The organism is Pseudomonas sp. SM4, from assembly GCF_051913165.1.
Taxonomy (GTDB): Bacteria; Pseudomonadota; Gammaproteobacteria; order Pseudomonadales; family Pseudomonadaceae; genus Aquipseudomonas.
Genome location: NZ_JBODOE010000003.1, coordinates 77,124 through 98,690, shown reverse-complemented (window position 1 = coordinate 98,690; position 21,567 = coordinate 77,124). Strand labels below are relative to the sequence as shown.

The 21,567-nt window shown below is 60.1% G+C and carries 16 protein-coding genes, 2 pseudogenes and 1 riboswitch; of the genes and pseudogenes, 8 read left to right on the top strand and 10 right to left on the bottom strand.

Annotation, left to right across the window (positions count from 1 at the left end):
- On the top strand, positions 1-1,035 hold a 1,035-nt coding region (locus ACQ4MY_RS06105; protein ID WP_440094373.1), incomplete at its 5' end, for a calcium-binding protein.
- Positions 1,036-1,172: 137 nt separating this feature from the next.
- A pseudogene (locus ACQ4MY_RS06100) lies at positions 1,173-2,359 on the top strand (IS3 family transposase); the annotation flags it as partial.
- A gap of 95 nt (positions 2,360-2,454) precedes the next feature.
- Here ACQ4MY_RS06100 and ACQ4MY_RS06095 read toward each other — a convergent pair.
- The 5 genes from ACQ4MY_RS06095 to ACQ4MY_RS06075 form a co-directional block, all read right to left on the bottom strand.
- Positions 2,455-5,187, bottom strand: coding sequence for a LuxR C-terminal-related transcriptional regulator (locus ACQ4MY_RS06095; RefSeq protein WP_440094372.1), 2,733 nt, complete (start codon positions 5,185-5,187; stop codon positions 2,455-2,457).
- 338 nt (positions 5,188-5,525) lie between these two features.
- The gene (locus tag ACQ4MY_RS06090) at positions 5,526-6,890 is read right to left on the bottom strand and encodes a DUF1329 domain-containing protein (protein WP_440094370.1); all 1,365 of its coding nucleotides are present in this window, start codon (positions 6,888-6,890) and stop codon (positions 5,526-5,528) included.
- Positions 6,891-6,917: 27 nt separating this feature from the next.
- A complete protein-coding gene (locus tag ACQ4MY_RS06085; RefSeq protein WP_440094368.1) occupies positions 6,918-8,807 on the bottom strand; it encodes a DUF1302 domain-containing protein in 1,890 nt (629 codons plus the stop codon).
- Positions 8,808-9,142: 335 nt separating this feature from the next.
- Entirely contained in the window at positions 9,143-10,825 is a 1,683-nt protein-coding gene (locus ACQ4MY_RS06080) for a fatty acid--CoA ligase (protein WP_158830462.1), read from the bottom strand.
- Positions 10,826-10,971: 146 nt separating this feature from the next.
- Complete coding sequence (locus tag ACQ4MY_RS06075) at positions 10,972-12,156, bottom strand: MFS transporter (RefSeq protein ID WP_440094367.1); 1,185 nt, start codon at positions 12,154-12,156, stop codon at positions 10,972-10,974.
- A gap of 85 nt (positions 12,157-12,241) precedes the next feature.
- Between ACQ4MY_RS06075 and ACQ4MY_RS06070 the strand changes: the two genes are divergently transcribed.
- Entirely contained in the window at positions 12,242-13,006 is a 765-nt protein-coding gene (locus tag ACQ4MY_RS06070; protein ID WP_440094366.1) for an AraC family transcriptional regulator, read from the top strand.
- 99 nt (positions 13,007-13,105) lie between these two features.
- Here ACQ4MY_RS06070 and ACQ4MY_RS06065 read toward each other — a convergent pair whose 3' ends face one another.
- Positions 13,106-13,735 (bottom strand): LysE family translocator, encoded by a 630-nt coding sequence (locus ACQ4MY_RS06065; protein WP_008084004.1) that lies wholly within the window; start codon positions 13,733-13,735, stop codon positions 13,106-13,108.
- 285 nt (positions 13,736-14,020) lie between these two features.
- Here ACQ4MY_RS06065 and ACQ4MY_RS06060 point away from each other — a divergent pair, with 285 nt between their 5' ends.
- The 3 genes from ACQ4MY_RS06060 to ACQ4MY_RS06050 all read left to right on the top strand — a co-directional run bounded on the left by ACQ4MY_RS06060 (position 14,021) and on the right by ACQ4MY_RS06050 (position 16,865).
- Positions 14,021-14,986, top strand: a complete 966-nt coding sequence (locus ACQ4MY_RS06060; RefSeq protein WP_440094364.1) for a 2-hydroxyacid dehydrogenase — start codon at positions 14,021-14,023, stop codon at positions 14,984-14,986.
- A gap of 32 nt (positions 14,987-15,018) precedes the next feature.
- Positions 15,019-16,017, top strand: coding sequence for a methyltransferase (locus tag ACQ4MY_RS06055; protein ID WP_440094362.1), 999 nt, complete (start codon positions 15,019-15,021; stop codon positions 16,015-16,017).
- Between the two features lie 50 nt (positions 16,018-16,067).
- A riboswitch (yybP-ykoY riboswitch) is annotated at positions 16,068-16,192 on the top strand.
- A gap of 88 nt (positions 16,193-16,280) precedes the next feature.
- On the top strand, positions 16,281-16,865 hold the full coding sequence (locus tag ACQ4MY_RS06050) for a TMEM165/GDT1 family protein (RefSeq protein WP_158836137.1): 585 nt from the start codon (positions 16,281-16,283) through the stop codon (positions 16,863-16,865).
- Between the two features lie 199 nt (positions 16,866-17,064).
- On the opposite strand, the gene ACQ4MY_RS06045 is transcribed toward ACQ4MY_RS06050, so the two are convergent.
- Positions 17,065-17,883: a M48 family metallopeptidase gene (locus ACQ4MY_RS06045; RefSeq protein ID WP_158836139.1), complete on the bottom strand. Its 819-nt coding sequence runs from the start codon at positions 17,881-17,883 to the stop codon at positions 17,065-17,067.
- A gap of 172 nt (positions 17,884-18,055) precedes the next feature.
- Between ACQ4MY_RS06045 and ACQ4MY_RS06040 the strand changes: the two are divergent.
- A pseudogene (locus ACQ4MY_RS06040) lies at positions 18,056-19,432 on the top strand (HAMP domain-containing protein); the annotation flags it as partial.
- 12 nt (positions 19,433-19,444) lie between these two features.
- Positions 19,445-20,287, top strand: coding sequence for a methyl-accepting chemotaxis protein (locus tag ACQ4MY_RS06035; RefSeq protein WP_440094753.1), 843 nt, complete (start codon positions 19,445-19,447; stop codon positions 20,285-20,287).
- Between the two features lie 99 nt (positions 20,288-20,386).
- Here the strand turns inward: ACQ4MY_RS06035 and ACQ4MY_RS06030 are convergent, their stop codons facing one another.
- Genes ACQ4MY_RS06030 through ACQ4MY_RS06020 form a run of 3 tightly spaced genes read right to left on the bottom strand, consistent with a single transcriptional unit; the run spans position 20,387 to position 21,499 of the window.
- Entirely contained in the window at positions 20,387-21,010 is a 624-nt protein-coding gene (locus ACQ4MY_RS06030) for an SOS response-associated peptidase (RefSeq protein ID WP_440094360.1), read from the bottom strand.
- Positions 21,011-21,046: 36 nt separating this feature from the next.
- A complete protein-coding gene (locus ACQ4MY_RS06025) occupies positions 21,047-21,307 on the bottom strand; it encodes a putative signal transducing protein (protein WP_008083988.1) in 261 nt (86 codons plus the stop codon).
- 9 nt (positions 21,308-21,316) lie between these two features.
- Positions 21,317-21,499 carry a CPXCG motif-containing cysteine-rich protein gene (locus tag ACQ4MY_RS06020; protein WP_007912820.1) on the bottom strand — a complete coding sequence of 61 codons (183 nt, stop codon included), beginning with the start codon at positions 21,497-21,499 and terminating at the stop codon, positions 21,317-21,319.
- Positions 21,500-21,567: the final 68 nt, after the last annotated feature.

Genomic DNA, 21,567 nt, shown 5'->3' with positions numbered 1-21,567 from the left:
GTCGGCGAAGGTCACGACGTGGTGCGTTCTTCCGTCAGCTACACCCTCTCGGCCAACGTCGAAGACGGTGTGCTGCTGGGTAGCAACAACCTCAACTTCGCCGGTAACGCCAGCGATAACGCCCTGACCGGTAACGCCGGCAACAACATCCTTGCGGGTTACGCCGGCAACGACATTATCGACGGCGGTGCCGGTATCGATACCATGATGGGGGGGACGGGTGACGACATCTACTACGTTGACAGCCAGAGTGACGTCGTCACCGAACTGGTCGGCGAAGGTCACGACATGGTACGCACCACCGTCAGCTACACCCTCTCGGCCAACGTCGAAGACGGCGTGCTGCTGGGCAGCAACAACCTCAACTTCGCCGGCAACGCCCTCGACAATACCCTGACCGGTAACGCCGGCAACAACATCCTCGCGGGTTACGCCGGCAACGACATTATCGACGGCGGTGCCGGTATCGACACTATGATGGGTGGGACGGGTGACGACATCTACTACGTTGACAACCAGCTCGACACGGTTAACGAATTGGCCGCAGAGGGCCACGACCTGATTCGCACCTCCGTCAGTTACACCCTCTCGGCCAATGTCGAAGATGGTGTACTGCTAGGCAGCAGCAACCTCAACCTTGCCGGCAACGCCCTCGACAATGTACTGACTGGTAACGCCGGCAACAACATCCTCGACGGCTACGCGGGCGCCGATACCATGATCGGCGGAGCGGGTGCGGACACCTTCAGGTTCAGTGCCGTGAGCGATATGGGTCTTGGCACTAATCGTGATGTCATTAACGACTTCAATAGCCTGGAAGGGGACAAAATCGATTTCAGGTCATTCGACGCTAACCTGATGAGCGCGGGAGTCAATGGTTTCACCTTCATAGGTGCAGGCGACTTCACCGGCGCAGGTCAACTGCGCTTCGTCGATCACATTTTGTCGGGGAATGTCAGTGGCAATGTCGGGGCGGACTTCGAGATCCAATTGGTTGGTGTGAACAGCTTCGGAGCCAACGATCTGGTGGCCTGACGCTGGTCGAGCAGGAATAGTCCGGCCGGGAAACTGGCCGGGAATACAAAATGCCCCGACTGTTCGGGGCTTTTTTATTGGCTTTGTCCCGTCCTGAATAAGGTTTACACCTTCTGACTTATCTTCAGGAGGAATCAATGGATACGGGAAAAAGGCGCAGCCAGCGTGATTACACGTTGGGCTTTAAATTGGCAGTCGTTGATCAGGTTGAAAAAGGCAAGTTGAGTTATAAAGAGGCTCAACGGCGCTATGGAACTCAGGGTCGGTCGACTGTGTTGGTGTGGCTACGCAAGCATGGGCGGCAGGACTGGAGCCAGGGCGCCTCTATTCGCGCCCAGAGGAGCCGACCGATGGACGAGCAAAGTTTGCCGCTGACGCCTGAACAGCGAATCAAGGAGCTTGAAGAAAAGCTCGCCCTTGCCAATCAGAAGGCCCAGTTCTTCGAGGCGGTCGTTGACGTGTTGAAGAATGATTACGGTGTTTCTATCGTAAAAAAGCGATCCGGCAAGTCCTCACCCAAGGGCAAATCCAAGGCCTGAGTATTCGCAGGGCTTGCCAGTTTCTGGGTATTTCACCGCAGGCGTACTACAAGCGAAACCGGGCTTATGACGCGCAAGTCAGCCATGCCCGAAAAGTGCTGGGGTTTGTCTTGGAAACACGCCGTCAGATGCCTCGACTGGGCACTCGCAAGTTGCATGGCCTTATGCAGTCCGAGCCGGAGCTATCGCGCACAGTCGGTCGCGACCGGTTGTTCGATATCCTGCGAGATAGTCGCCAATTGGTGCCACGCAAGCGCGCCTATCACAAGACCACTGACAGTCATCATCGCTTCCGCCGACATCCCAACCGGTTGAAACCTGGCCCCGATCAAGTGACCGCCACTGGTCCCGAACAGGTCTGGGTCGCGGACATAACGTATTTACCCACCGAGCAAAGCGTTGCGTACGTGAGCTTGGTTACAGATGCCTACTCTCGCAAGATCGTTGGTCATCACGTCCACGAAACCTTGCACGCCGAGTCAGTCATTCAAGCGATGAGCAAAGCTTTACGGGGCAGAAGAACCGATCAGGCGCTTGTCCATCACTCGGATCGCGGCTCGCAATATTGCTCTGACCTCTACCAGAAGCTGCATGCCAAGCATGGGATCCTGTGCTCGATGACCGATGGGTATGACTGTTATCAGAACGCCTTGGCAGAGCGGGTTAACGGAATCTTGAAGACAGAGTTTCTGCTTCACCGACCCAAGGATCTGGCTGAGGCGGTTCAAATGGTCGACGAGTCAGTAAGCATCTACAACAGCAAGCGACCGCATCTATCGTTGAAATGAAACATGCCCGATGCGGTGCATCGGGCGTTTTGAGAACGAAACAGGTGTAAACCTATTTCAGGACTGGACACTTTGTCGCGCTACAGGGCTCGCTAGCTCAAGACACCCAATTCCTTGGCCCGCGCCACTGCCTGCGTACGCCGCTCGACACCCAACTTGCTGTTGATATGGCTGGCGTGAGTTTTCACGGTGTGCAACGAGATGAACAACTGCTCACTGATCTGCTGGTTCGAGCAGCCTTGCGCGATCAGTTGCAGCACCGCCAGCTCGCGGCTGCTGAGTTGTTCGGCGGCGGCGGTTTCCATCGGGCGGCTGGCAGCAAGCGGAAAATGCGCCAGCAGTTGCTGGCTGACCGCTGTCGCAGAGGTCAGCGCCAGCTGCCCGCGCAACCAGTCCGGGGATTGTTGCATCAACGCATCGAACGGCTGCAAGACGCCCCCGGCGGCCGCTTCCAGTGCCTGGCCGAGGACTTTGCGCGCTTGCGGCTCCCGCCCACTGTCGAGCAGCAACGCGACTTTTTGTGTCAGCGCCATCACGCTGAGCAATTGCCGTCCGGTTTGCCGGCCGTTCTCATGCAACACGTTCAGCCGCCCCTCGGCGAGCATCGGCTGGCCCTGAATCCTGTCGAGCAACGCTTGTTGCAGCTCGACGTGCAGGGGCAACTGTGGATGGAACTCCGGTGGCGCGGCGGCGCGCTCGCCAGTGTAGGTCTGGCCCAGCCGCGCCAACCAGGCTTCGGCCAGATCGGTGCGCCCCTGCGCCAGCCACAGCTCGCATTTGACCAGGGTGATCATCGCCAGATAATAGATGGGGGGCACGTCCCAGATGTGCATCAGCCGTTCAGCTTCGGACAATTCGGCGAAGGCCTTGGCGAACTCGCCGGCGCCGCCGTCCAGGCGGGCGATCACGCAGTGACCGATCAACACGCTGATATCACGACAGGCGCGCGCCTCGCCGATCCCGGCCAGTAACCGTGCGCGTGCGGCTTGCGGCTGCAAGCGCATCGCCAACAAAAAACCTTCGTACAGCGTCAGCCGTGCACGCACCGCATACAAGCGTTGCGGCGACAGCCCGCGCAGGCGTTCCAGGCCCTGATGCACTTCATCCAGCGCGCGCAGAATTTCACCGCGCGACTGCAATACGCGCGCGCGGTCGTAATGGGCCAGCGCTTCAAACAGCGGATTGCCGACCCGTTGCGCCAGTTCAAGGGATTCGCGGTTAAGACCACGGGCGCGCCATAGATCACCATCGGCAATCGCCAGATTGGACAGGGTCGACAGGCACATCAGCCGCTGGCCGTAGCGTTTGGCGGGCAGGCTCTCCAATGCTTCGCTGCAATACCTGAGCGTCAGTTCACGATGGCCGCGACCACGGGCAATGATCCCGCTCAACGCCAGCCATTGCGCCAGCATCGACTTTTGCGCGGTGGCCGAAGGCGCTGGCAGAAAACGGCTCAAATGGCTGGACAGCTCTTCGGCAGCATCGAGCTGGCAAGCCAGCCCCAGCGCCCAACTGTAGAGGACGATCAGCCGTGGCGTGCTGATCAGCAGGCTGTCGGGCAGGTCCATTTTCCAGCGCAGCAGCATGCCGACGTTTTGCTCGGCGAGCAGTTGTTCCTCGGAAAGGTTCTGCACCAGATTGGCGGCCACATCGAGGTGCCCGGCGCGCAAGGCCTGCTCCACCGCTTCGTCGAGCAGCCCCTGCGCGTTAAACCAGCGACAGGCCCGCAGGTGCAGGGTCGCGGTCGGCACCATCGGCTGGGCAATGGGCCGGCTGCGCAGCAGATCAGAAAACAGGTGGTGATAACGATACCAGTGCCCGTGCTCATCCAGCGGCACCAGAAACACCTGATGCGCGAGCAGAAAACGCAGGATTTCGGCGCTGTCATGGGCTTCGCGCACCGCATCACACAGTTCACTGCAAAAGCGCTCTTGCGGTGCGGTGTCGTAGAGAAAGGCTTGTACTTCGGGTGGCAGGCAATCGATGACTTCTTCGAGCAGATAGTCGCGGATCAGCCCTTCCCCGCCATTCAGCGCTTGCGGTAACGCGGCATCGTTGCCGGCTTCGGCGACCGCGAGCAGCCAGAAACGCAGCCCGGCAACCCAGCCTTCGCTGCGTTGAATCAGACTCTCCAGTGCCTCGCCGCGCAGTGAACTGCTGTGGCGATCGAGCAATGTCAGGGCTTCGTCGTGGGTCAGGCGCAGGTCCTGTTCGTGCAGTTCAAGCAGCTGGCGGGACAGCCGCAACCGCGCCAGGTGCCAGTCCGGGCGTTGCCGACTGGTGACCATCACAAGCATGCCGTCGGGCAAATGATTGAGGAAAAATTGCAGGCAGCGATCGAGTACCGGGCCCTGGGCCAGATGGTAATCGTCGAGCACCAGCAGCAAGGGTGCCGCCGGATCAAGGTGCAGGGCCAGTTCATCGAGCAGGCCGTCGAGCCATTCTTCAAACGCAAACGGCTGATGGCGCTGACGCATCTTCAGCAGGCCCAGTGCGCGGCTGCCCAGTTGCGGAAAATAATCCTGCAAGCCTTCGAGCAAGCGCTCCAGAAACCGCCCCGGATCGCTGTCACGCGGGCTCAGGCCCAACCACAGACTTTGCCACTGCGCCGGCAGGCTCTGACAGAACTCCACCGCCAGCGAACTCTTGCCGAAGCCCGCCGGAGCGCTCACCAGCAATAGCCGACCACCGAGCCCGGCTGCCAGGCGCTGGCAAAGGCGCGGCCGCAGCACGTAACCCTCGGGCAACGGCGGGCGAAAAAAACGCCCGTCCAATGCCGCGACGGCAACACTTGCGGGACCCGGAAGTGGAGACAGATCAGTCATGGCCGGCTCTTGTTCGAATGGCTGTTGGCGGCATTGCAGATGTCCGCAGACTAGCCTTAAACGTAGCGGTAATGAAGGTCGCTGCTACAAATGGCTACAAAAAAGCTACACAGCGCCGACAAAATCCGCCATCACCGATCAATCGCGCCCGGTGACGAATCCCTGTAGGAGCTGCCGCAGGCTGCGATCTTTTGACTTTGTTTTGCCCCCCAAAAAAGCAGGATCAAAAGATCGCAGCCTGCGGCAGCTCCTACATAAGCAGGGAAATCTGATCAAAAAAAACGCCCCGAACCAGTCGGGGCGTTTTCACGAGGATGCGGCCTCGGGGTTACAGCGGTTTAGCGAACACCATCCTGACGCAGCGCGGCCGGGGTGAAGTCGCTGGTGGTGGCGGTGAAGCCGAAGTCATACGCCTGCTTCTCTTCGTTCTTCATGCCCAGCGCCAGATAACGGCCGGACTGCAGGTCGTAGAGGGTTTCCAGGGCATACCACGGCACTTGCTTGTCGTAGTAGTTCTCGGCATGCGCCTCGGCCACACGCCACAGTTGGCCACGACCGTCGTAATGGTCGATAACGGCTGCCTGCCAGGTGTCTTCGTCGATATAGAAGTCACGCTTGGCGTAGATGTGGCGCTGACCTTCCTTCAGGGTGGCAACCACATGCCAGACGCGGCGCAGCTCGTAACGCGCCAGATCCTGGTTGATGTGACCGGCCTTGATGATGTCAGCGTACTTCAGTTTCGGATCATCGAGCTTGTAGCTGTCGGAGGCGATGTACATCTCTTTCTTGCCTTCGAGCTTCCAGTCGTAGCGATCCGGCGCACCGTTGAACATGTCGAGGTTGTCGGAAGTCCGCAGGCCATCCGCCGCAGTACCCGGGCCGTCATAGGACACTTGTGGCGCACGACGCACACGACGCTGACCGGCGTTGTAGACCCACGCCGAACGTGGCTCTTTCACCTGGTCGAGGGTTTCGTGCACCAGCAACACACCACCGGCCAGACGCGCCGGCGCAGTCACTTTCTGCTTGAAGTAGAACAGGATGTTGCCCGGGTTTTTCGGGTCATAGTCCTTCATCTTGTCGCGGAACACGAACTGATCCTGGAAGTACACCAGGCTGTACGAGCCGTTCGGTTGCGGCGTGGCCTGGGTCACCAGACGGGTCACGCTGCCGCCGCGATAGCGGGTGATGTGGTTCCAGATCACTTCCACACCGGTTTTCGGAATCGGGAACGGCACTGCCGTGTCGAAGTTCTCCAGACCGTTGCCGCCGGACACCAGGTTGGTGGTGGTAGCGTTCTTCTTGATGGCGGCGAATACGTCATCCGGCACAGTGGCACCACGATGGGACGGGTACACCGGCATTTTGAACGTTTCCGGGTAACGCTTGAACATCGCGTACTGCCCCGGCGCCAGTTTGTCCTTGTACTTGTCGACGTCCTTGGCGGTGATGGTGAACAGCGGCTGTTCACTGGCGTAAGGGTTGGACAGGAAACCGCGCGCATCGACGCTGCCGGCATTCTTCGGCAGCGGCTTCCAGGCTGGAATCGAACCGTCGGCATTACCGGCCATTTCGGCGCCCATCGGGGTCAGGCTCTTGCCCAGCTTGTCCGCTTCGGCAGCGGGGACCGCCGCCATGACGCCGGTCGCCAGCAGCGACAGGCCCAGAACACCGGCGTGGAACAGACTCTTTGTTATTTTCATATGTGTGTTCGTCCTGAAATGCAGTGCTTAGAAGTTCACGCCGAAGCTGAGCGCAACGAAGTCGCGGTCATCCACAGTGGTGTACTTGCCGTCGAAGAAGTTGGTGTAAGCCAGGCTCGCGGTGTAGGTGTTCTGGTATTCGGCGTCGACACCCAGGCTGACCGCCTTGCGGCCTTCCTCGAAGTTGCCGCCAGGGCCTGGCGAGTAACCGCTGACGTCGTGCTGCCAGGCTACGTTAGGCTTGAGGTTCACACCGGCAAACACATCGTTGTATTCCCAGATGGCACGGCCGCGGTAGCCCCACGACATCGATGTGGTAAAGCCGTCGTTGTTGCAATTGCGGCTGCGGTTGTTCTGCGGCGAACCCGGCCCTGCACCATTGATAGTGCTGGCATTGAGAATGTTGGCGCAGGTATTGATACCACCAGTGGCCGGCAGCTCACCCGGGCCATACACCGGATCGCGGCCATAACGCATGTCGGAACGGCTTTCCAGCCCGCCAACGTAGGTCGCGCCAACTTCACCGACGAGGGTCAGACGGCTGGCGCCCATGACCTGATCGAAGAAGTGCGTGAACGTTGTCTGGATCTGGGTGATTTCCTTGCGCTCATAACCATGCAGATCCTGACCCGGCACGCCATTGAGTATCGAAGCATTGGTCAGTGCGCCGCCGATCGGACGCACACCGGCGAACAGGATATCGGTCGAGTTCAGTTGTACCGGTGCGTTCGGACGGTAGCTGATCTCACCGCTCCACGCCGTGCCGGTAGGCAGGGTGGTGGAGAAGCTCAGACCGTAGAGGCGAATGTCTTCAGGGTATTCAATGAAGTAGTTCGAGTTGCCCGCGACCAGCAGGGGAGCGAGTGCCGCAAAAGGCCCCGGCAGCGCGCGCGCCGTGTTGTAGACCGATTGCGGAGCACCGGTGGCGCTGAAGATCGGCGCACGGCTGTGATAGTTCATGAAGTAGGCGCCGAACTCGGTATCGAGTGGCTCGTACATGTACTTGAAGGACGCGCCCCACTGGCCGCTGTCGCGCGCATCGCGATCCGGGCCACGGCGCACCAGAACCCCTTCTTCGTTGACGTTGACACCGTTGGCAGCCAATGGCCCCAGGGCGATGGCCGGGATTTGCGAGCGCTTGTTCAAGACGCGCAAGTTGTCGTTGCAACCGTCGGCAACGATGTCCGGCTGCGAGAAGAACGTGCCGCAGTTATCGACGACCGTCTGGTCCCATTCCAGTTGATAGAACGCCTCGGCCGAGAGGTTCTCGGTCAGGCTCTGGGACACGTAGAACATGTTGACCGGGATCAGGCCTTCCTTGATCTCGGCACCGGGACGACGGAACGCCGACACATCGATCGGGTTGATCGAGTTGATGCCGCCGCCGATGAAAGTACTTTCACCCCAGCTCACCACCTGTTTGCCCAGACGCACGGAGCCCGGCTGATCGGCAATCGAGTAGTTGTGGTAGACGAAGGCATCGAGGATCTGGCCGCCGGACGACTTGGCGCCTTCTTTGCGGCCCGTATCGCTGATGTCCTTGAATTGGCGGCTTTCATCCTTGAGTTCGAAGTCGTACCAGTATTTGCCACGGACAAACACGCCGGTGTCGCCGTATTTCAATTCAAGGTCATGAATGCCCTTGAAGATTTTCGAGAAGGTTTCGCCGCTCTTGAAGTTGGCGTGACCGTCATCGGAAGTCTGCGACAGGCCATGGCCGCCGTTGTTGACGCCGATGAGGTTCTTGTTCGGGCTCTGAGTAGACCAACTGGCACCGATCGACAGGGACGAGTCGAACTGGCCTTCGATTTCACCGACGTTGAAACTGACGCCGAATGCGGGCCCGGCGAGCGAAGAGGCAAGACTGACCGCCAGAGGCAGTTTCGCCCGGCGCCAGAACTGGTTTACTGAGGTCATCGACGCTACTCCATGTGCATTATTGTTATGGCAGTGAGTACTTTTAAAAACGCTGTGGAGGAGCGGACGCCAGGGCTGCCCGAAATCACTCCAGAGTTACTCGCCCCAATCAGTGCGTGTGCTCCGTTCTTAAAAATCCTTGAACGGACTATATCCAGCAGGGGGTACTGCTTGATCCCTCTAAAGTGTGATTTGCAGTCGCCAACCACTCTGGAACAGTCCTTTCGCCAGTCCGACACTCGTCGGCACGGCAAGGATGGCTGAATTTTTCGATTTCACAAGCCAAGCGCTTGCTTGGTGGGTCTGGCGCGCCGTTTTCGGCGCGCCAGCAGACACTAAAGTGTCGAGAGGAAGGTGCTGTTGTTGGCCTGCCATTCAGTGATGTCGAGGCGGATGCGCTTCTTGTCGAGCTTGCCGACACTGGTCTTGGGAATTTCAGTAACAAGGGCAATCTGACTCGGGATCGCCCACTTGCTCAGGTGCCCCAATTCCACGAACGGCTTGAGGTGTTCCTTGAGCTCTCGCGCCCCGATCACGTGCCCTTCGCGGATTACCAGCAGCGCAAACGGGCGCTCGCCCCACTGTGGATCGGCGATGCCCACCACTGCTACTTCGCGTACCGCGACATGCCGGCTGATCAAGTCTTCGAGGTCCAGCGAGGAGATCCATTCGCCGCCGGTCTTGATCACGTCCTTGATGCGGTCGCGGATGTCGATCACGCCCATGCTGTCGAGTGTGGCGACGTCGCCGGTGTGCAGCCAGCCACCGGCCCACAGCTCGGCGCCCTTCTGCGGTTCATTGAAATAGCCTTCGGTGAGCCACGGTGCGCGCAGCACCAGTTCGCCCTGGGTTTCGCCGTCGGCCGGAAGGAAGTTGCCGTCGCCGTCGACAATCGCCGCTTCGACCAATGGCCCCGGCACGCCAGCCTTGATCCGGTAAGTAGTGCGTTCGTCTTCGCTGCCGGCCATCAGCTCGTCATTGAGGTGCGCGCAGGACACCAGCGGCCCGGTCTCGGACATGCCGTACGCCGCCGTCAGCTGAATACCGCGAGCCTTGGCGGTTTCGTACAGCGTGCGATTGAGCGCGCTGCCACCGATGACAATTTTCCAGCCAGCAAAATCGGTGTCTTGCGCACCTTTGGCGTTGAGCAACATCTGCAGGATGGTCGGCACGCAATGGGAGAACGTGACCTTCTCCTTGCGCCACAACTCGACGAGAAATTCCGGGTCGTAGCGCCCCGGATAAACCTGTTTGAGCCCGAGCATGGTCGCCACATAAGGCAGGCCCCAGGCATGCACGTGAAACATCGGCGTGATCGGCATGTACACATCGTTGGTGCCCAGCAGGCGCACGCTGTCGATGGAGCCCATGATCGTCGCCACGCCCATGGTGTGCAGCACCAGTTGCCGATGGGTGAAGTACACGCCTTTCGGGTTGCCGGTGGTGCCGGTGGTGTAGAACGTGGTGGCGACCGAGTTTTCGTCGAAATCCTCGAAGTCGTACTGCGGACTCGCGGCGGCCAGCAGTTGCTCGTACTCACCGACCAGGTTCGGCAAGTCGGCAGTCTTCTCCGGCAGATCGGTCAGCAGCAGGGTTTTCTCGACCGTGGTCAGGTGCGGCGCAATCGCCTGATACAGCCCGACGAACTCGCTGTTGACCAGTACAAAGCGGTCTTCGGCGTGGTTCATGGTGTAGAGAATCTGTTCTGGCGACAGGCGCACGTTGATGGTGTGAATCACCGCGCCGATCATGGGAATGGCAAACATGCATTCCAGGTAACGATGGCTGTCCCAATCCATCACCGCCACAGTGTCACCGGCTTTTACACCGGCAGCCGTCAGCACATTGGCCAGCCGCGCCACGCGCTCGATCAGCGTCGGATAGCTGTAGCGCAACTGGTCACGGTAAATGATCTCGCGGGTTTTCTCGTAACGGGCGCCGGACATCAGCAGCCGTTTGATCAGCAATGGATACTGGTAGGCCCCATCGGCCGGGGGAATGACGCGAGTCTGCAACATATGAATCCCTTTTCTGGCTGCACGGTGTTGGCGTAGAGATTTGTACTCTAGAACCCTTATACGCCAGCCAAATCAGCCAAAGGAATGATTTGCAGAGCCGTACAAATGCTAGCTTTGCGCCAGCATTTGCCGGTTTTCTTCACCGATCAGGCCGTTTGCCCTACAGCTGCCTCAGAAGGTGTCCGTGGGAAAACCACTGCTGCGAGGAAGGTCAGCGCGCCGAATCCCGCGAGAATCAAGTAAAGGCCTACAAAACCATGGCGCGGTTCGACGTAGGAAATCAGCGGAATCGCTGTCGCACTGGCACCGAACGACAAACAGTAACGCAAGGCGAACACCCGCGATTGCCACTGTGGCGCAACGAAGTTGGCGACCATTGCATCGTTGACCGTGACCTGACCGAACACCACGAACATGAACGCCGCACCGAGGGCAATCACCGCCCAGCCATCGGCGTAAGCCAGCGCAAACAGCAACGGCGCCTGGCACAGCGTCAACACAATGAACGGCCATTTCAGGCTGAGCCGGTGCAAAACCCGGCCGATGCTCAACTGCGCGACCGCCCCGAAGGCATACGCCAGGCTGACCACCACACCGAGGGTTTGCGGGGAGGCGAACAGCTCATGCAAACGCTCCTGAAACAGTTTCGGATAGGTCATGGTGGTGGCGTTGAACACCACGCCGCCGGTAGCTGTGGCCAGCGCCAGCACGGCGAAGACCATGACCATCGAAATGCGCTGCCCTGCGGCGCCCTTCAATGGCGTGTGCGCACGCTTGGGGATCGGTTCCTCACGCACCTGCAAGGCGAAGCCGACACCCAGAACAATCGCCACCGCACCGGGTATGAGGAACGCCGAGCGCCAGCCGAACTGCGCCACCAGCAACCCGGTGATCAGCGCCGAAAACGCTACGCCGAGGTTGCCCCACATGCCATTGATGCCGATTTCGCGGCCACGGTTTTGTGCGTAGGCGACCAGCATTGCGGTGCCTACCGGGTGATAGATCGCGGCAAAAATGCCGATCAGGGTCAGGCCGATTACCAGCATCGTCGGGCTGCTGCTCAGGCCGGTGACAATCGCCGAGGCGCCGATGCCGAAGAAAAACACCAGCATCATTTGCCGCCGGCTCCATTGATCGCCCAGCCAACCGGCCGGTAGCGAGCAAGCACCGAAAGCGATGAAGCCGCCCAGCGACAGGCCGATCAGCGCGGCATAGTCGAGGCCAAAGGCCTGGGTCATGCCGAGTACGGCGGCGGGAAAAATCAGCATGAACATGTGATCGATCACATGGGCGGCGTTGATGTAGCGAATAACGTTTCTCGATTGATTCATGGCGGCACGCTTTACGTTGTTGTGTGCCGCTTATGCTAAGTTGGCCGGAAAGCGCATTCCTGCCAAGCAAGTCATTGAATCAGACATGTTGATCAGCCACTTTGAACACGGCCCGGTGAGCGCCTACCCCCGGGATTATCTCGACGGCGCGCACCAGCCGCTGCATCTGCATCGCGAGGCGCAGTTGCTGTACGCGGCCAGCGGCATCATGCGGGTGGTCACGGCGTCGGGCGCATGGGTGATTCCGCCGAGCCGCGCGGTGTGGATACCGCCGCAAGTGGCGCATGAGATTTTCATGAGTGGCGACGTGCGGATGCGCTCGCTGTTCATCGCTCCCGAGCGGTCGCCGGCCAGCCTGAAGCAGTGTTGTGTGCTGGCAGTGACGCCGCTGCTGCGCGAGCTGATTCTGCGCGCCGTGCAAGGCCCGCCGCATGCCGACAATCCGCTGATTCAGCAATTGATGCTGGAAGAACTGGCCAGCCTGGAAAACCTGCCGCTGCACATTCCGATGCCGACTGATCGACGCCTGCAGAATATTTGCCTGGCGCTGCTGCACACCCCCGATCATCCCAACACGCTGGAAGACTGGGCGCAGCAGGTCGGCGCCAGCTCTCGCACGTTGGCGCGGCTGTTCCAGCAACAGTTAACGATGAGTTTCAATGCCTGGCGCCAGCAATTGCGCCTGATGGAAGCCCTGCCCCGCCTGCTCGCCGGCGACAGTGTGCAGCGCGTGGCGCAGGATTTGGGCTACGCCAGCGCGCGGGCGTTCAGCGCGATGTTTCGCCGTTTGCTGGGCGAGAATCCCCGCGACTACCTCAACACCCTGAGCAAGCTCAGCCAACTCGTGTAGGAGCCATGTAGGAGCTGCCGAAGGCTGCGATCTTTTGATCTTTTTTTTGAGGACCAAGATCAAAAGATCGCAGCCTTCGGCAGCTCCTACAAAGCAGGATCAATGCATTTCGGTGAAGGCGATTTTCACGCCGAGAGCGATCAACACCGCGCCCATGGTGCGGTCGAACCAGTGACCCATGCGAGCAAAACCGGCGCGTACGCGCTGCTGGCTGAACAGCATCGCCACCAGGCAGAACCAGATCGCGGTCGCCACGGCGAGATAAACGCCATAACCGGCCTGCACCGACAGCGGCGTGTGCGGGTTGATCACCACGGTGAACAGCGACAGGAAGAACAACGTCGCTTTCGGGTTCAGGCCATTGGTGACGAAGCCCGAAGTGAAGGCGCCGCGAGCTGTGCGCACGCCGGCCTCTTTGTGCAGATCATCAGTAACGGTTTTCGCCGGTTGCGCACGCAAGGCCTTGAAGCCGATGTACAGCAAATATGCGGCGGCCGCCCATTTCAAGGCGTTGAACAGAACGATCGACTGCGACACGATCAGACCGATACCCAGCAGCGAATAACCAACGTGGAGGAAAATCGCCGTACCGACACCCAAGGCAGTCCAGGTACCGGCGCGACGTCCGTGGGTCACGCTTTCGCGCACCACCACGGCAAAGTCCGGGCCGGGGCTGGCGACGGCCAGCAGGTGGATCAGTGCAACGGTCAAGAACTCGGTCCAGTACATGGGGGCTCCTCTGGGGCAGCTTGGTCAATAAAAAATCTGTAGGAAACGCAGCACTTGTGGTGAGGGGATTTATCCCCGTTCGGCTGCGCAGCAGTCGTAAACCCGGCGAACGCGATTGAGCAGATACACCGAGGTGAATGGTTTTAGGGCTGCTTCGCAACCCAACGGGGATAAATCCCCTCGCCACAGGGACATATATCCGCGGCGGGCTCTGCGTAACGATTTGTTTCATCTGGTAGGCTCGGCAGATTACGCCCAACGCTCAAAGCCTAAAAGGTACAGTTGATGACGAACACGCGCCGCGCGGTTTTCCTTGATCACCCTTCGCTCGACCTCGGCGACCTCGACCTCAGCCCGTTGCGCGAGTGTTTCAGCGATCTGCAACTGTTCACCCAGACCTTGCCCGAGCAAGTCAGCGAACGTCTGCAAGGCGCTACCGTCGCCATCTCCAACAAGGTTCTGATCGACGCCGCCGCCATGGCCGCCAACCCCGATCTGAAGCTGATTCTGATTGCCGCCACCGGCACCAACAACGTCGATCTCGCCGCCGCACGCGCCCACGGCGTCACCGTATGCAACTGCCAGGGTTACGGCACGCCATCGGTAGCGCAACACACGATCATGCTGCTGCTCAATCTCGCCACGCGCCTGGCCGATTACCAGAAAGCCGTCGGCGAAGGGCGCTGGCAGCAAGCCAAACAGTTCTGCCTGCTCGACTATCCCATCGTTGAACTGCAAGGCAAAACCCTCGGTTTGCTCGGCCACGGTGAACTCGGCGGCGCTGTAGCGCGTTTGGCCGAAGCGTTCGGCATGCGCGTGTTGCTCGGGCAGATTCCGGGCCGCCCTGCTCGCCCGGATCGCCTGCCGCTTGAGCAACTGCTGCCACAAATCGACGCCCTTACCCTGCACTGCCCGCTGAATGAACACACCCGCCACTTCATCGGTGCGCGCGAGCTGGCGTCGATGAAACCCGGCGCGTTCGTGGTCAACACCGCGCGTGGCGGCCTGATCGATGAGCAGGCGCTGGCCGATGCCCTGCGCAACGGTCACCTCGGCGGCGCGGCCACCGATGTGCTGAGTGTCGAGCCACCGACTCAAGGCAATCCGCTGCTGGCCGCCGACATTCCGCGCCTGATCGTCACGCCGCACAACGCTTGGGGCAGCGTCGAAGCGCGGCAGCGCATCGTCGGCCAATTGACCGAAAACGCTCAGGCGTTCTTCAGCGCTAAGGCGCTGCGGGTCGTCAGTTGATAAACTGCGGCACTTTTTTTTGAGGAGCAGTTATGGATCCGCGCAGTGAAGTACTGCTTCGTCAGCCCGAGTTGTTTCAAGGATCGTTGTTGCTCGCCGGTTTGCCCGCCGATGATTTGCTCGGGCGCTTGCCCAATGCGTTCGGCTGGTGCTGGCATGCCGGCGATCAAGCGGCGCTGGACGCTCGCTTCGACGGTCGCAGCCATTTCGGTGTGAATGTTCCGGAGCGTGAGTTTGACAGCGCTGTGGTGTTCTTGCCCAAGTCCAAGGACCTGACCGATTACATCCTCAATGCCGTGGCTTCGCGTCTGGCTGGGCGCGAAGTGTTTCTGGTCGGGGAAAAGCGCAGCGGCATCGAAGGCGCCTCCAAACAGCTCAACCCGTTCGGCAAGCCACGCAAGCTCGACAGCGCGCGGCACTGCCAACTCTGGCAAGTGACCGTGGCCAATGCCCCTGAAGCGAAATCCCTGGAAAGCCTGGCGCAGACTTATGAATTGCCACTGGCTGAAGGCCCGCTGAAAGTCATCAGCCTGCCGGGCGTGTTCAGCCACGGTCGACTGGATCGCGGCAGCGCTTTGTTGCTGGAGCATCTGGACAAGTTGCCCAGCGGCCATCTGCTCGACTTCGGTTGTGGCGCCGGTGTGTTGGGCGCTGCGGTCAAACGTCGCTATCCGCACAATCAGGTGACGTTGCTCGACGTCGATGCGTTTGCTGCTGCCAGCAGTCGCTTGACCTTGGCCGCCAACGGTCTGGAAGCCGAGGTGCTGACCGGTGACGGTATCGATGCGGCGCCGATGGGGTTGAACGCGATTCTGAGCAACCCGCCGTTCCATGTCGGCGTGCACACCGATTATTTCGCTACCGAGAACTTGCTGCGAAAAGCGGCCAAACATCTGAAAAACGGCGGCGAACTGCGCTTGGTCGCCAACAGCTTCCTGAAGTATCAACCACTGATCGAGGAGCATCTGGGCGTGTGTGCGATCAAGGCCGAAGGCAATGGTTTCCGCATCTACCGGGCCAAGCGCGGCTAGAACTTCTTTCAAAAAAGAGGCTTGCTCAATCGGATTTGCCTAGGCAGAATCCGCTCCGTCCTAGGGGAGTAGTCTCCCACGAGCGCCAAGCTCGTCCGGCATACGTCAACATACTTGATCCTCAGATCATGGCGTATGCGACCCAAGCGTCCGCAGCAGACGGATCGCAGGGTTTGACAAGACCTATGACACGCACACCTTACCCGGGGCGGGAAGGCTGTACGTGTCATAGCCGTGTCGACCCGCCCCTTAGGAAAATCCTGATGCTGGACTCGTTACTCGTTCCCACCGCAATCGTTGCCTTGGCCGAAATCGGCGACAAGACGCAACTGCTCGCGCTGATTCTCGCCGCTCGCTTCCGCAAACCCTGGCCGATCATTGCCGGTATTGTCGCCGCGACCCTGGCCAACCACGCAGCAGCCGGTGCGGTCGGCGCCTGGTTCGGCAGTTTCTTCTCGGACTCGGTCCTGCACTGGATTCTCGCCGCAAGCTTCACGGCCACCGCGCTGTGGACACTGGTCCCGGACAAAATGGACGACGATGAAACCAGCACCGCACGCAAGTTCGGGCCGTTCCTGACCACGCTGATCGCGTTTTTCCTGGCTGAAATGGGTGACAAGACTCAGGTCGCGACGGTGATGCTCGCCGCGCAATACCCGGAGCTGTGGCTGGTAATTATCGGGACGACGGCGGGCATGTTGATTGCCAACGTGCCGGTGGTGTTGGCGGGTAATTTTGCTGCCGACAAATTGCCGCTGACCTTGATCCGTCGCCTGGCGGCTTCGGCGTTCATGATTCTGGCAATCGTGGCGGTGTACAAGGCGATGCAGAGCAGCGGCTGGGTTTAACCCCGTTTGCTGAACTGCTCAAAACCTGTGGTGAGGGGATTTATCCCCGATGGGGCGCGAAGCGCCCCCAAACCTGCTGCCTCAGAGTGTCAGACATAACGCATTTGCAGGTTTTGGGGCTGCTTCGCAGCCCATCGGGGATAAATCCCCTCGCCACAACAGCCCTCCCAACCTGAAGAATCGTTGTGTCCTTCGACTCTTAGGACTTCGGGGCTTGTTCGTACAGCGGCATGACTTTTGGAATCGCGGCCTGCAACGAAGCGATCCGGCTGGCCGACGCCGGGTGAGTGCTCATGAACTCCGGCGGCGAACCTTCCGAGGCCTTGCTCATCTTGTTCCACAAGGTGATCGCGGCGTTCGGGTTGTAGCCGGCACGAGCAGCCAGTTCCAGACCAATCAGGTCGGCTTCGTTCTCGTTGGCGCGGCTGTTCGGCAGGGTCATGCCGTAGTTGGCCACGGTGTCGGCCAGCGCCAGACTGTCCTGACCCAGACCAAGCAATGCGCCTGCGCCCTGCTTGGCCATTTCAATCCCGTACGCCTTGGACATCGCTTCACGACCGTGCTCGCGCAGGGCGTGGGCGATTTCGTGGCCCATGACCGCGGCGATTTCATCGTCGGTGAGTTTCAGGCTGTCGATCAGCCCGGTGTAGAAAATGATCTTGCCGCCAGGCCCGCAGTTGGCGTTGAGTTCGTCGCTCTTGATCAGATTGACTTCCCACTGCCATTGCGCCGCATCCGGGCGGAAGTTCGGCGCCTGGGCGATCAAACGGTTGGCAATCGCCTGCACCCGCTTGGCCTCAGGGCTGGTCTTGTCCAGCACACCTTTGCTGGACGCCTCGCCGACGGTCTTCTGATACGACTGGGCATACATCTGGTCGACCTCTTGCGAGGACAGCATGCTGAACATGTACTGCTTGCGCTCCACCCCCACGGCGCCGCCGCTGGTGGTGTTGACCGACTGACAACCGGCCAGCAACAGCGCTGCGCTCAGTGCACTTACAACCAATGTCTTGTTCATTCAAAAGCTCCCTGAAAACCTGTCGCGTATCCTAGGCGGGTAATTGTATCGGCGCCAGATACAACGGACGTGTTGTAGCGACTTTCAGACATTTCACACCGCGGCTGTCGTAAAAAATTCACACCACCGACCAGCCCACAACAACTGCGGCACGCAGTGATCCATTTGCGACATGCCCTGCCAATTCCACCCTGCCACGCTCATGGCGCCCTGCCCGCTGCCGATACATCACCGCAGACGTCCTCTTGCGTGCGGAGCTCCCATGAAGTTCAAGTCGATCCAGTTTTCCGTCGCCGCCCTGGCCGGCGCCATTGTGCTCAGCGTGGTGGCGGCGCTGGTGCTGTATGCGCTGTTTGCCGGCGCCCGCACCCAGGAGATGGTGCAGCAGCGCACCCAGGCGCAATTCGAGCAAGTCATCGAACAACGCCTGAGCGCACTGGCGCAAACCCAGGTCAGCCAGATCCAGCGCGAGCTCGAAGCACCGCTGCTGATTGCCGGCGGCCTGGTACGGGTCAACGCCCTGCTCGGCACGCCGGGCGCCGATGGTCAGCCGCGCGTGAATGTCAGCCGCGAACAACTGATCAGCCTGATCAAAGAGAACGTAGAAAAAAACCCGAAGATCCTCGGCACCTACATCGGCTGGGAGAAAAACGCCCTCGATCACAATGACGCGGCTTACGTCGGCACCGGCGTGGTCGGCATCGATGCGGCCAACGGGCGCTTTCTGCCATGGTGGTTCCGCAATGACGACGGCACGCTGGGCCTGGACAAACTGGCCGACGTCGATGACCAGAAAGTCCTCTCCACCGGCGTGCGCGCCAGCGAGTACTACCTGTGCTCGAAAGAGAGCAAAAAATCCTGCGTGATCGATCCGGCACCGTACAAGGTCGGCGACAAGATCGTCATGCTCGCCTCCTTCATTGAACCGATCATGCTCAACGGCACCTTCCAGGGCATCGTCGGCGCCGACCTGTCGGTGAACTTCATTCAGGAAATGCTCCTCGGCGCGAACCAGAAGCTCTACAGCGGCGCCGGTGAAATGGCCTTGGTCGGCGGCAATGGCCGGATCGTTGCCTACACCAAGGACCCGAGCAAATTCGGCGAGAAAATCAGCGACATCCTCGACGCCGAGCAAACGGCCAACATGGCCAATCTCAAGAGCGGCGAAGTGACTTACTCGGTCAACAAGGACAAGGGCCGCATTGAGCTTTACCTGCCGTTCGGCATCGGCCAGACCAACGCGCGCTGGACACTGATGCTGCAATTGCCGCTTAACGCGGTGATGGCCGATCTGCAGAAACTGCAGGGCGACCTCGATGCGCAACGCAAGTCCGACACCTTCGGCATGGCCATGGTCGGTCTGCTGATCGCCGGCCTTGGCCTGCTGGTGATCTGGCTGGTCGGCCACGGCATTGCCCGGCCGTTGAAGCAGATGGTCGCGATGCTCAACGACATCGCTCAGGGTGAAGGTGACCTGACCCGCCGCTTGAGCAGTGATCGCAGCGATGAACTCGGTTCGATCGCCAAGGGCTTCAACACCTTCCTGGCCAAATTGCAGGCGATGATCACGCAGGTGGTGACGTCGGTGCAAAGCGTCAGCGATTCCTCGGAGCACACCGCCGACATCGCGATTCGCACCAACATCGGCATCCAGAAACAAATGGCCGAGATCGATCAGGTCGCCACCGCCGTGCAGGAAATGACCGCCACCGCGCAGGACGTTGCGCGCAATGCGACGCAGGCTGCACAAGCCGCCAGCCATGCCGATCAAGCGGCCAGTCAGGGCATGCAGATCGTCCGCGACACGTCCAATTCGATCGGCGTGCTGGCGCTGGAAATCGGCAAAGCCGTGGGCGTGGTACAGACGCTGGCGAAGGACAGCGAGAACATCAACGCGATCCTCACAGCGATTCGCGGGATCGCCGAGCAGACCAATTTGCTCGCGCTGAACGCGGCGATTGAAGCGGCGCGTGCCGGCGAGCAAGGTCGCGGTTTCGCGGTGGTGGCGGATGAGGTGCGCAATCTGGCGCAGAAAACGCAGAAGGCCACCGAAGAAATCCAGAGCATGATCCAGCAACTGCAACAGGGCACCCGCGACGTGGTACGGGTCATGGAAGACAGTCAGAACCGCACCGACGAAAGCGTGCAGCACGCGGCGAAAGCGGCTGAGGCGCTGGAGACGATTACCCAGGCGGTGTCGGTGATCAACGACATGAACACGCAGATTGCCAGTGCGGCGGAAGAGCAGAGCGCGGTGGCGGATGACATCAATCGCAACGTGATCAACATTGGACAGGTGGCCAATGAGGTCGCGGGCGGTGCGGACGAGTCGAGTTCGGCAAGTGCCGATCTGACCAAGTTGGCGGAACAGCAGCGGCGGTTGATCAATCAGTTCAAGGTTTAAGGGCAAGATCAAAAGATCGCAGCCTTCGGCAGCTCCTACATGGATATGTGCGTTTCCCTGTAGGAGCTGCCGAAGGCTGCGATCTTTTCGCTTTTCAAATTAACCCGGGGTCAGGCACTCCGGCCCATTGAGTTTGGGATCATTGATCAGGTTCGCCAACACCCGCTCACGCAATGCGACCGGTTCACTGGCGAGCAAGCCTTGCAGCACATGCAACGGTGTCTCCGGATCAAGCCATGCCGCCTGCCCTGCCTCATCAAGAATCAACGGCCGGCGTTGACTCGACGCCGGCTGAGTAATCACCGCCGTACTCAACCAGACCTGTTCCTGCACCGGATAAGCCTCCCAGATCGCCGCAAAAAACAGTGACGAACCCTCGCCCGGCGTCAGCCAGAACGGCCGCTTGCGCTGGGTCCCGCGCCATTCGTAAAACCCGTTCGCCGGCAGCAGGCAGCGACGCTGGCGCAGCGCCTCACGAAACATCGGTTGTTCGGCCACGGTTTCCGCGCGGGCATGCGCCGGGGTTTTCGACATATCGGTCAGCCACGGCGGCGTCAGCCCCCAACGCGCGCGGGCCAACGTACGCTCGCCGTCTTCACCGGCACGCAGCATCAACACCGAATCATTGGGGGAAATGTTCCACTGCGCCTGCTGATCGGCGGGAAAACCTGGCAGGGCCGCGAAATCGCGGTTCCAGCGAAACAGGGCATAACGTCCACACATGGGGCAGCACGACTCTGAAGTAAAACGAAGCTCAGCCTAACAGACCAGCGTCCCGGGGAAGCTCTCCGGTTCATCGCCGGGCAGCGGCAGCGCGGCATTGTACGCGGTGATCAACTCGCGGGCGTATTCGGCCTGGTCGTTATCGACGGACAGTGCCAACAACCCGAAGATCGGCAATTCGCCCGTACCACCGAGCAAATCGCGGCCAACCAGATGCGCCTCGATGCCTTCGCTGGCAAGCATGCCCTTGAGCATTTCGCCTTCCATCAGGTTTTCCGGCTCGTAGATTCGCTGCATGGGCGCGCCTCACTCGTTTTCGCTGAAGACTTCCAGAAACCAGTCCTCTTCGTGTACCTGCAAGACAAACGTGATTGGCCGGCAACACACCTGACAATCTTCGATATAGGTCTGATCGCCACCGGACAGGTCCACTGACGTCTCGACCGTTTCCCCACAATAAGGACATTCGTATTCAGCAGGTTCCAGCATCGCGGTCTCCCAAGTGACTTGTGCGTATAATCGCCGGTCTATTTGCAGGGCTATTTTTGTCTGGCTAC

Excerpts from the sequence above, each read along its gene's own strand:
- ACQ4MY_RS06095 (WP_440094372.1), bottom strand. The coding sequence starts at position 5,187 with ATGACTGATCTGTCTCCACTTCCGGGTCCCGCAAGTGTTGCCGTCGCG.
- ACQ4MY_RS06090 (WP_440094370.1), bottom strand. The coding sequence starts at position 6,890 with ATGAAAATAACAAAGAGTCTGTTCCACGCCGGTGTTCTGGGCCTGTCG.
- ACQ4MY_RS06085 (WP_440094368.1), bottom strand. The coding sequence starts at position 8,807 with ATGACCTCAGTAAACCAGTTCTGGCGCCGGGCGAAACTGCCTCTGGCG.
- ACQ4MY_RS06080 (WP_158830462.1), bottom strand. The coding sequence starts at position 10,825 with ATGTTGCAGACTCGCGTCATTCCCCCGGCCGATGGGGCCTACCAGTAT.
- ACQ4MY_RS06075 (WP_440094367.1), bottom strand. The coding sequence starts at position 12,156 with ATGAATCAATCGAGAAACGTTATTCGCTACATCAACGCCGCCCATGTG.
- ACQ4MY_RS06070 (WP_440094366.1), top strand. The coding sequence starts at position 12,242 with ATGTTGATCAGCCACTTTGAACACGGCCCGGTGAGCGCCTACCCCCGG.
- ACQ4MY_RS06065 (WP_008084004.1), bottom strand. The coding sequence starts at position 13,735 with ATGTACTGGACCGAGTTCTTGACCGTTGCACTGATCCACCTGCTGGCC.
- ACQ4MY_RS06060 (WP_440094364.1), top strand. The coding sequence starts at position 14,021 with ATGACGAACACGCGCCGCGCGGTTTTCCTTGATCACCCTTCGCTCGAC.
- ACQ4MY_RS06055 (WP_440094362.1), top strand. The coding sequence starts at position 15,019 with ATGGATCCGCGCAGTGAAGTACTGCTTCGTCAGCCCGAGTTGTTTCAA.
- ACQ4MY_RS06050 (WP_158836137.1), top strand. The coding sequence starts at position 16,281 with ATGCTGGACTCGTTACTCGTTCCCACCGCAATCGTTGCCTTGGCCGAA.
- ACQ4MY_RS06045 (WP_158836139.1), bottom strand. The coding sequence starts at position 17,883 with ATGAACAAGACATTGGTTGTAAGTGCACTGAGCGCAGCGCTGTTGCTG.
- ACQ4MY_RS06035 (WP_440094753.1), top strand. The coding sequence starts at position 19,445 with ATGATCACGCAGGTGGTGACGTCGGTGCAAAGCGTCAGCGATTCCTCG.
- ACQ4MY_RS06030 (WP_440094360.1), bottom strand. The coding sequence starts at position 21,010 with ATGTGTGGACGTTATGCCCTGTTTCGCTGGAACCGCGATTTCGCGGCC.
- ACQ4MY_RS06025 (WP_008083988.1), bottom strand. The coding sequence starts at position 21,307 with ATGCAGCGAATCTACGAGCCGGAAAACCTGATGGAAGGCGAAATGCTC.
- ACQ4MY_RS06020 (WP_007912820.1), bottom strand. The coding sequence starts at position 21,499 with ATGCTGGAACCTGCTGAATACGAATGTCCTTATTGTGGGGAAACGGTC.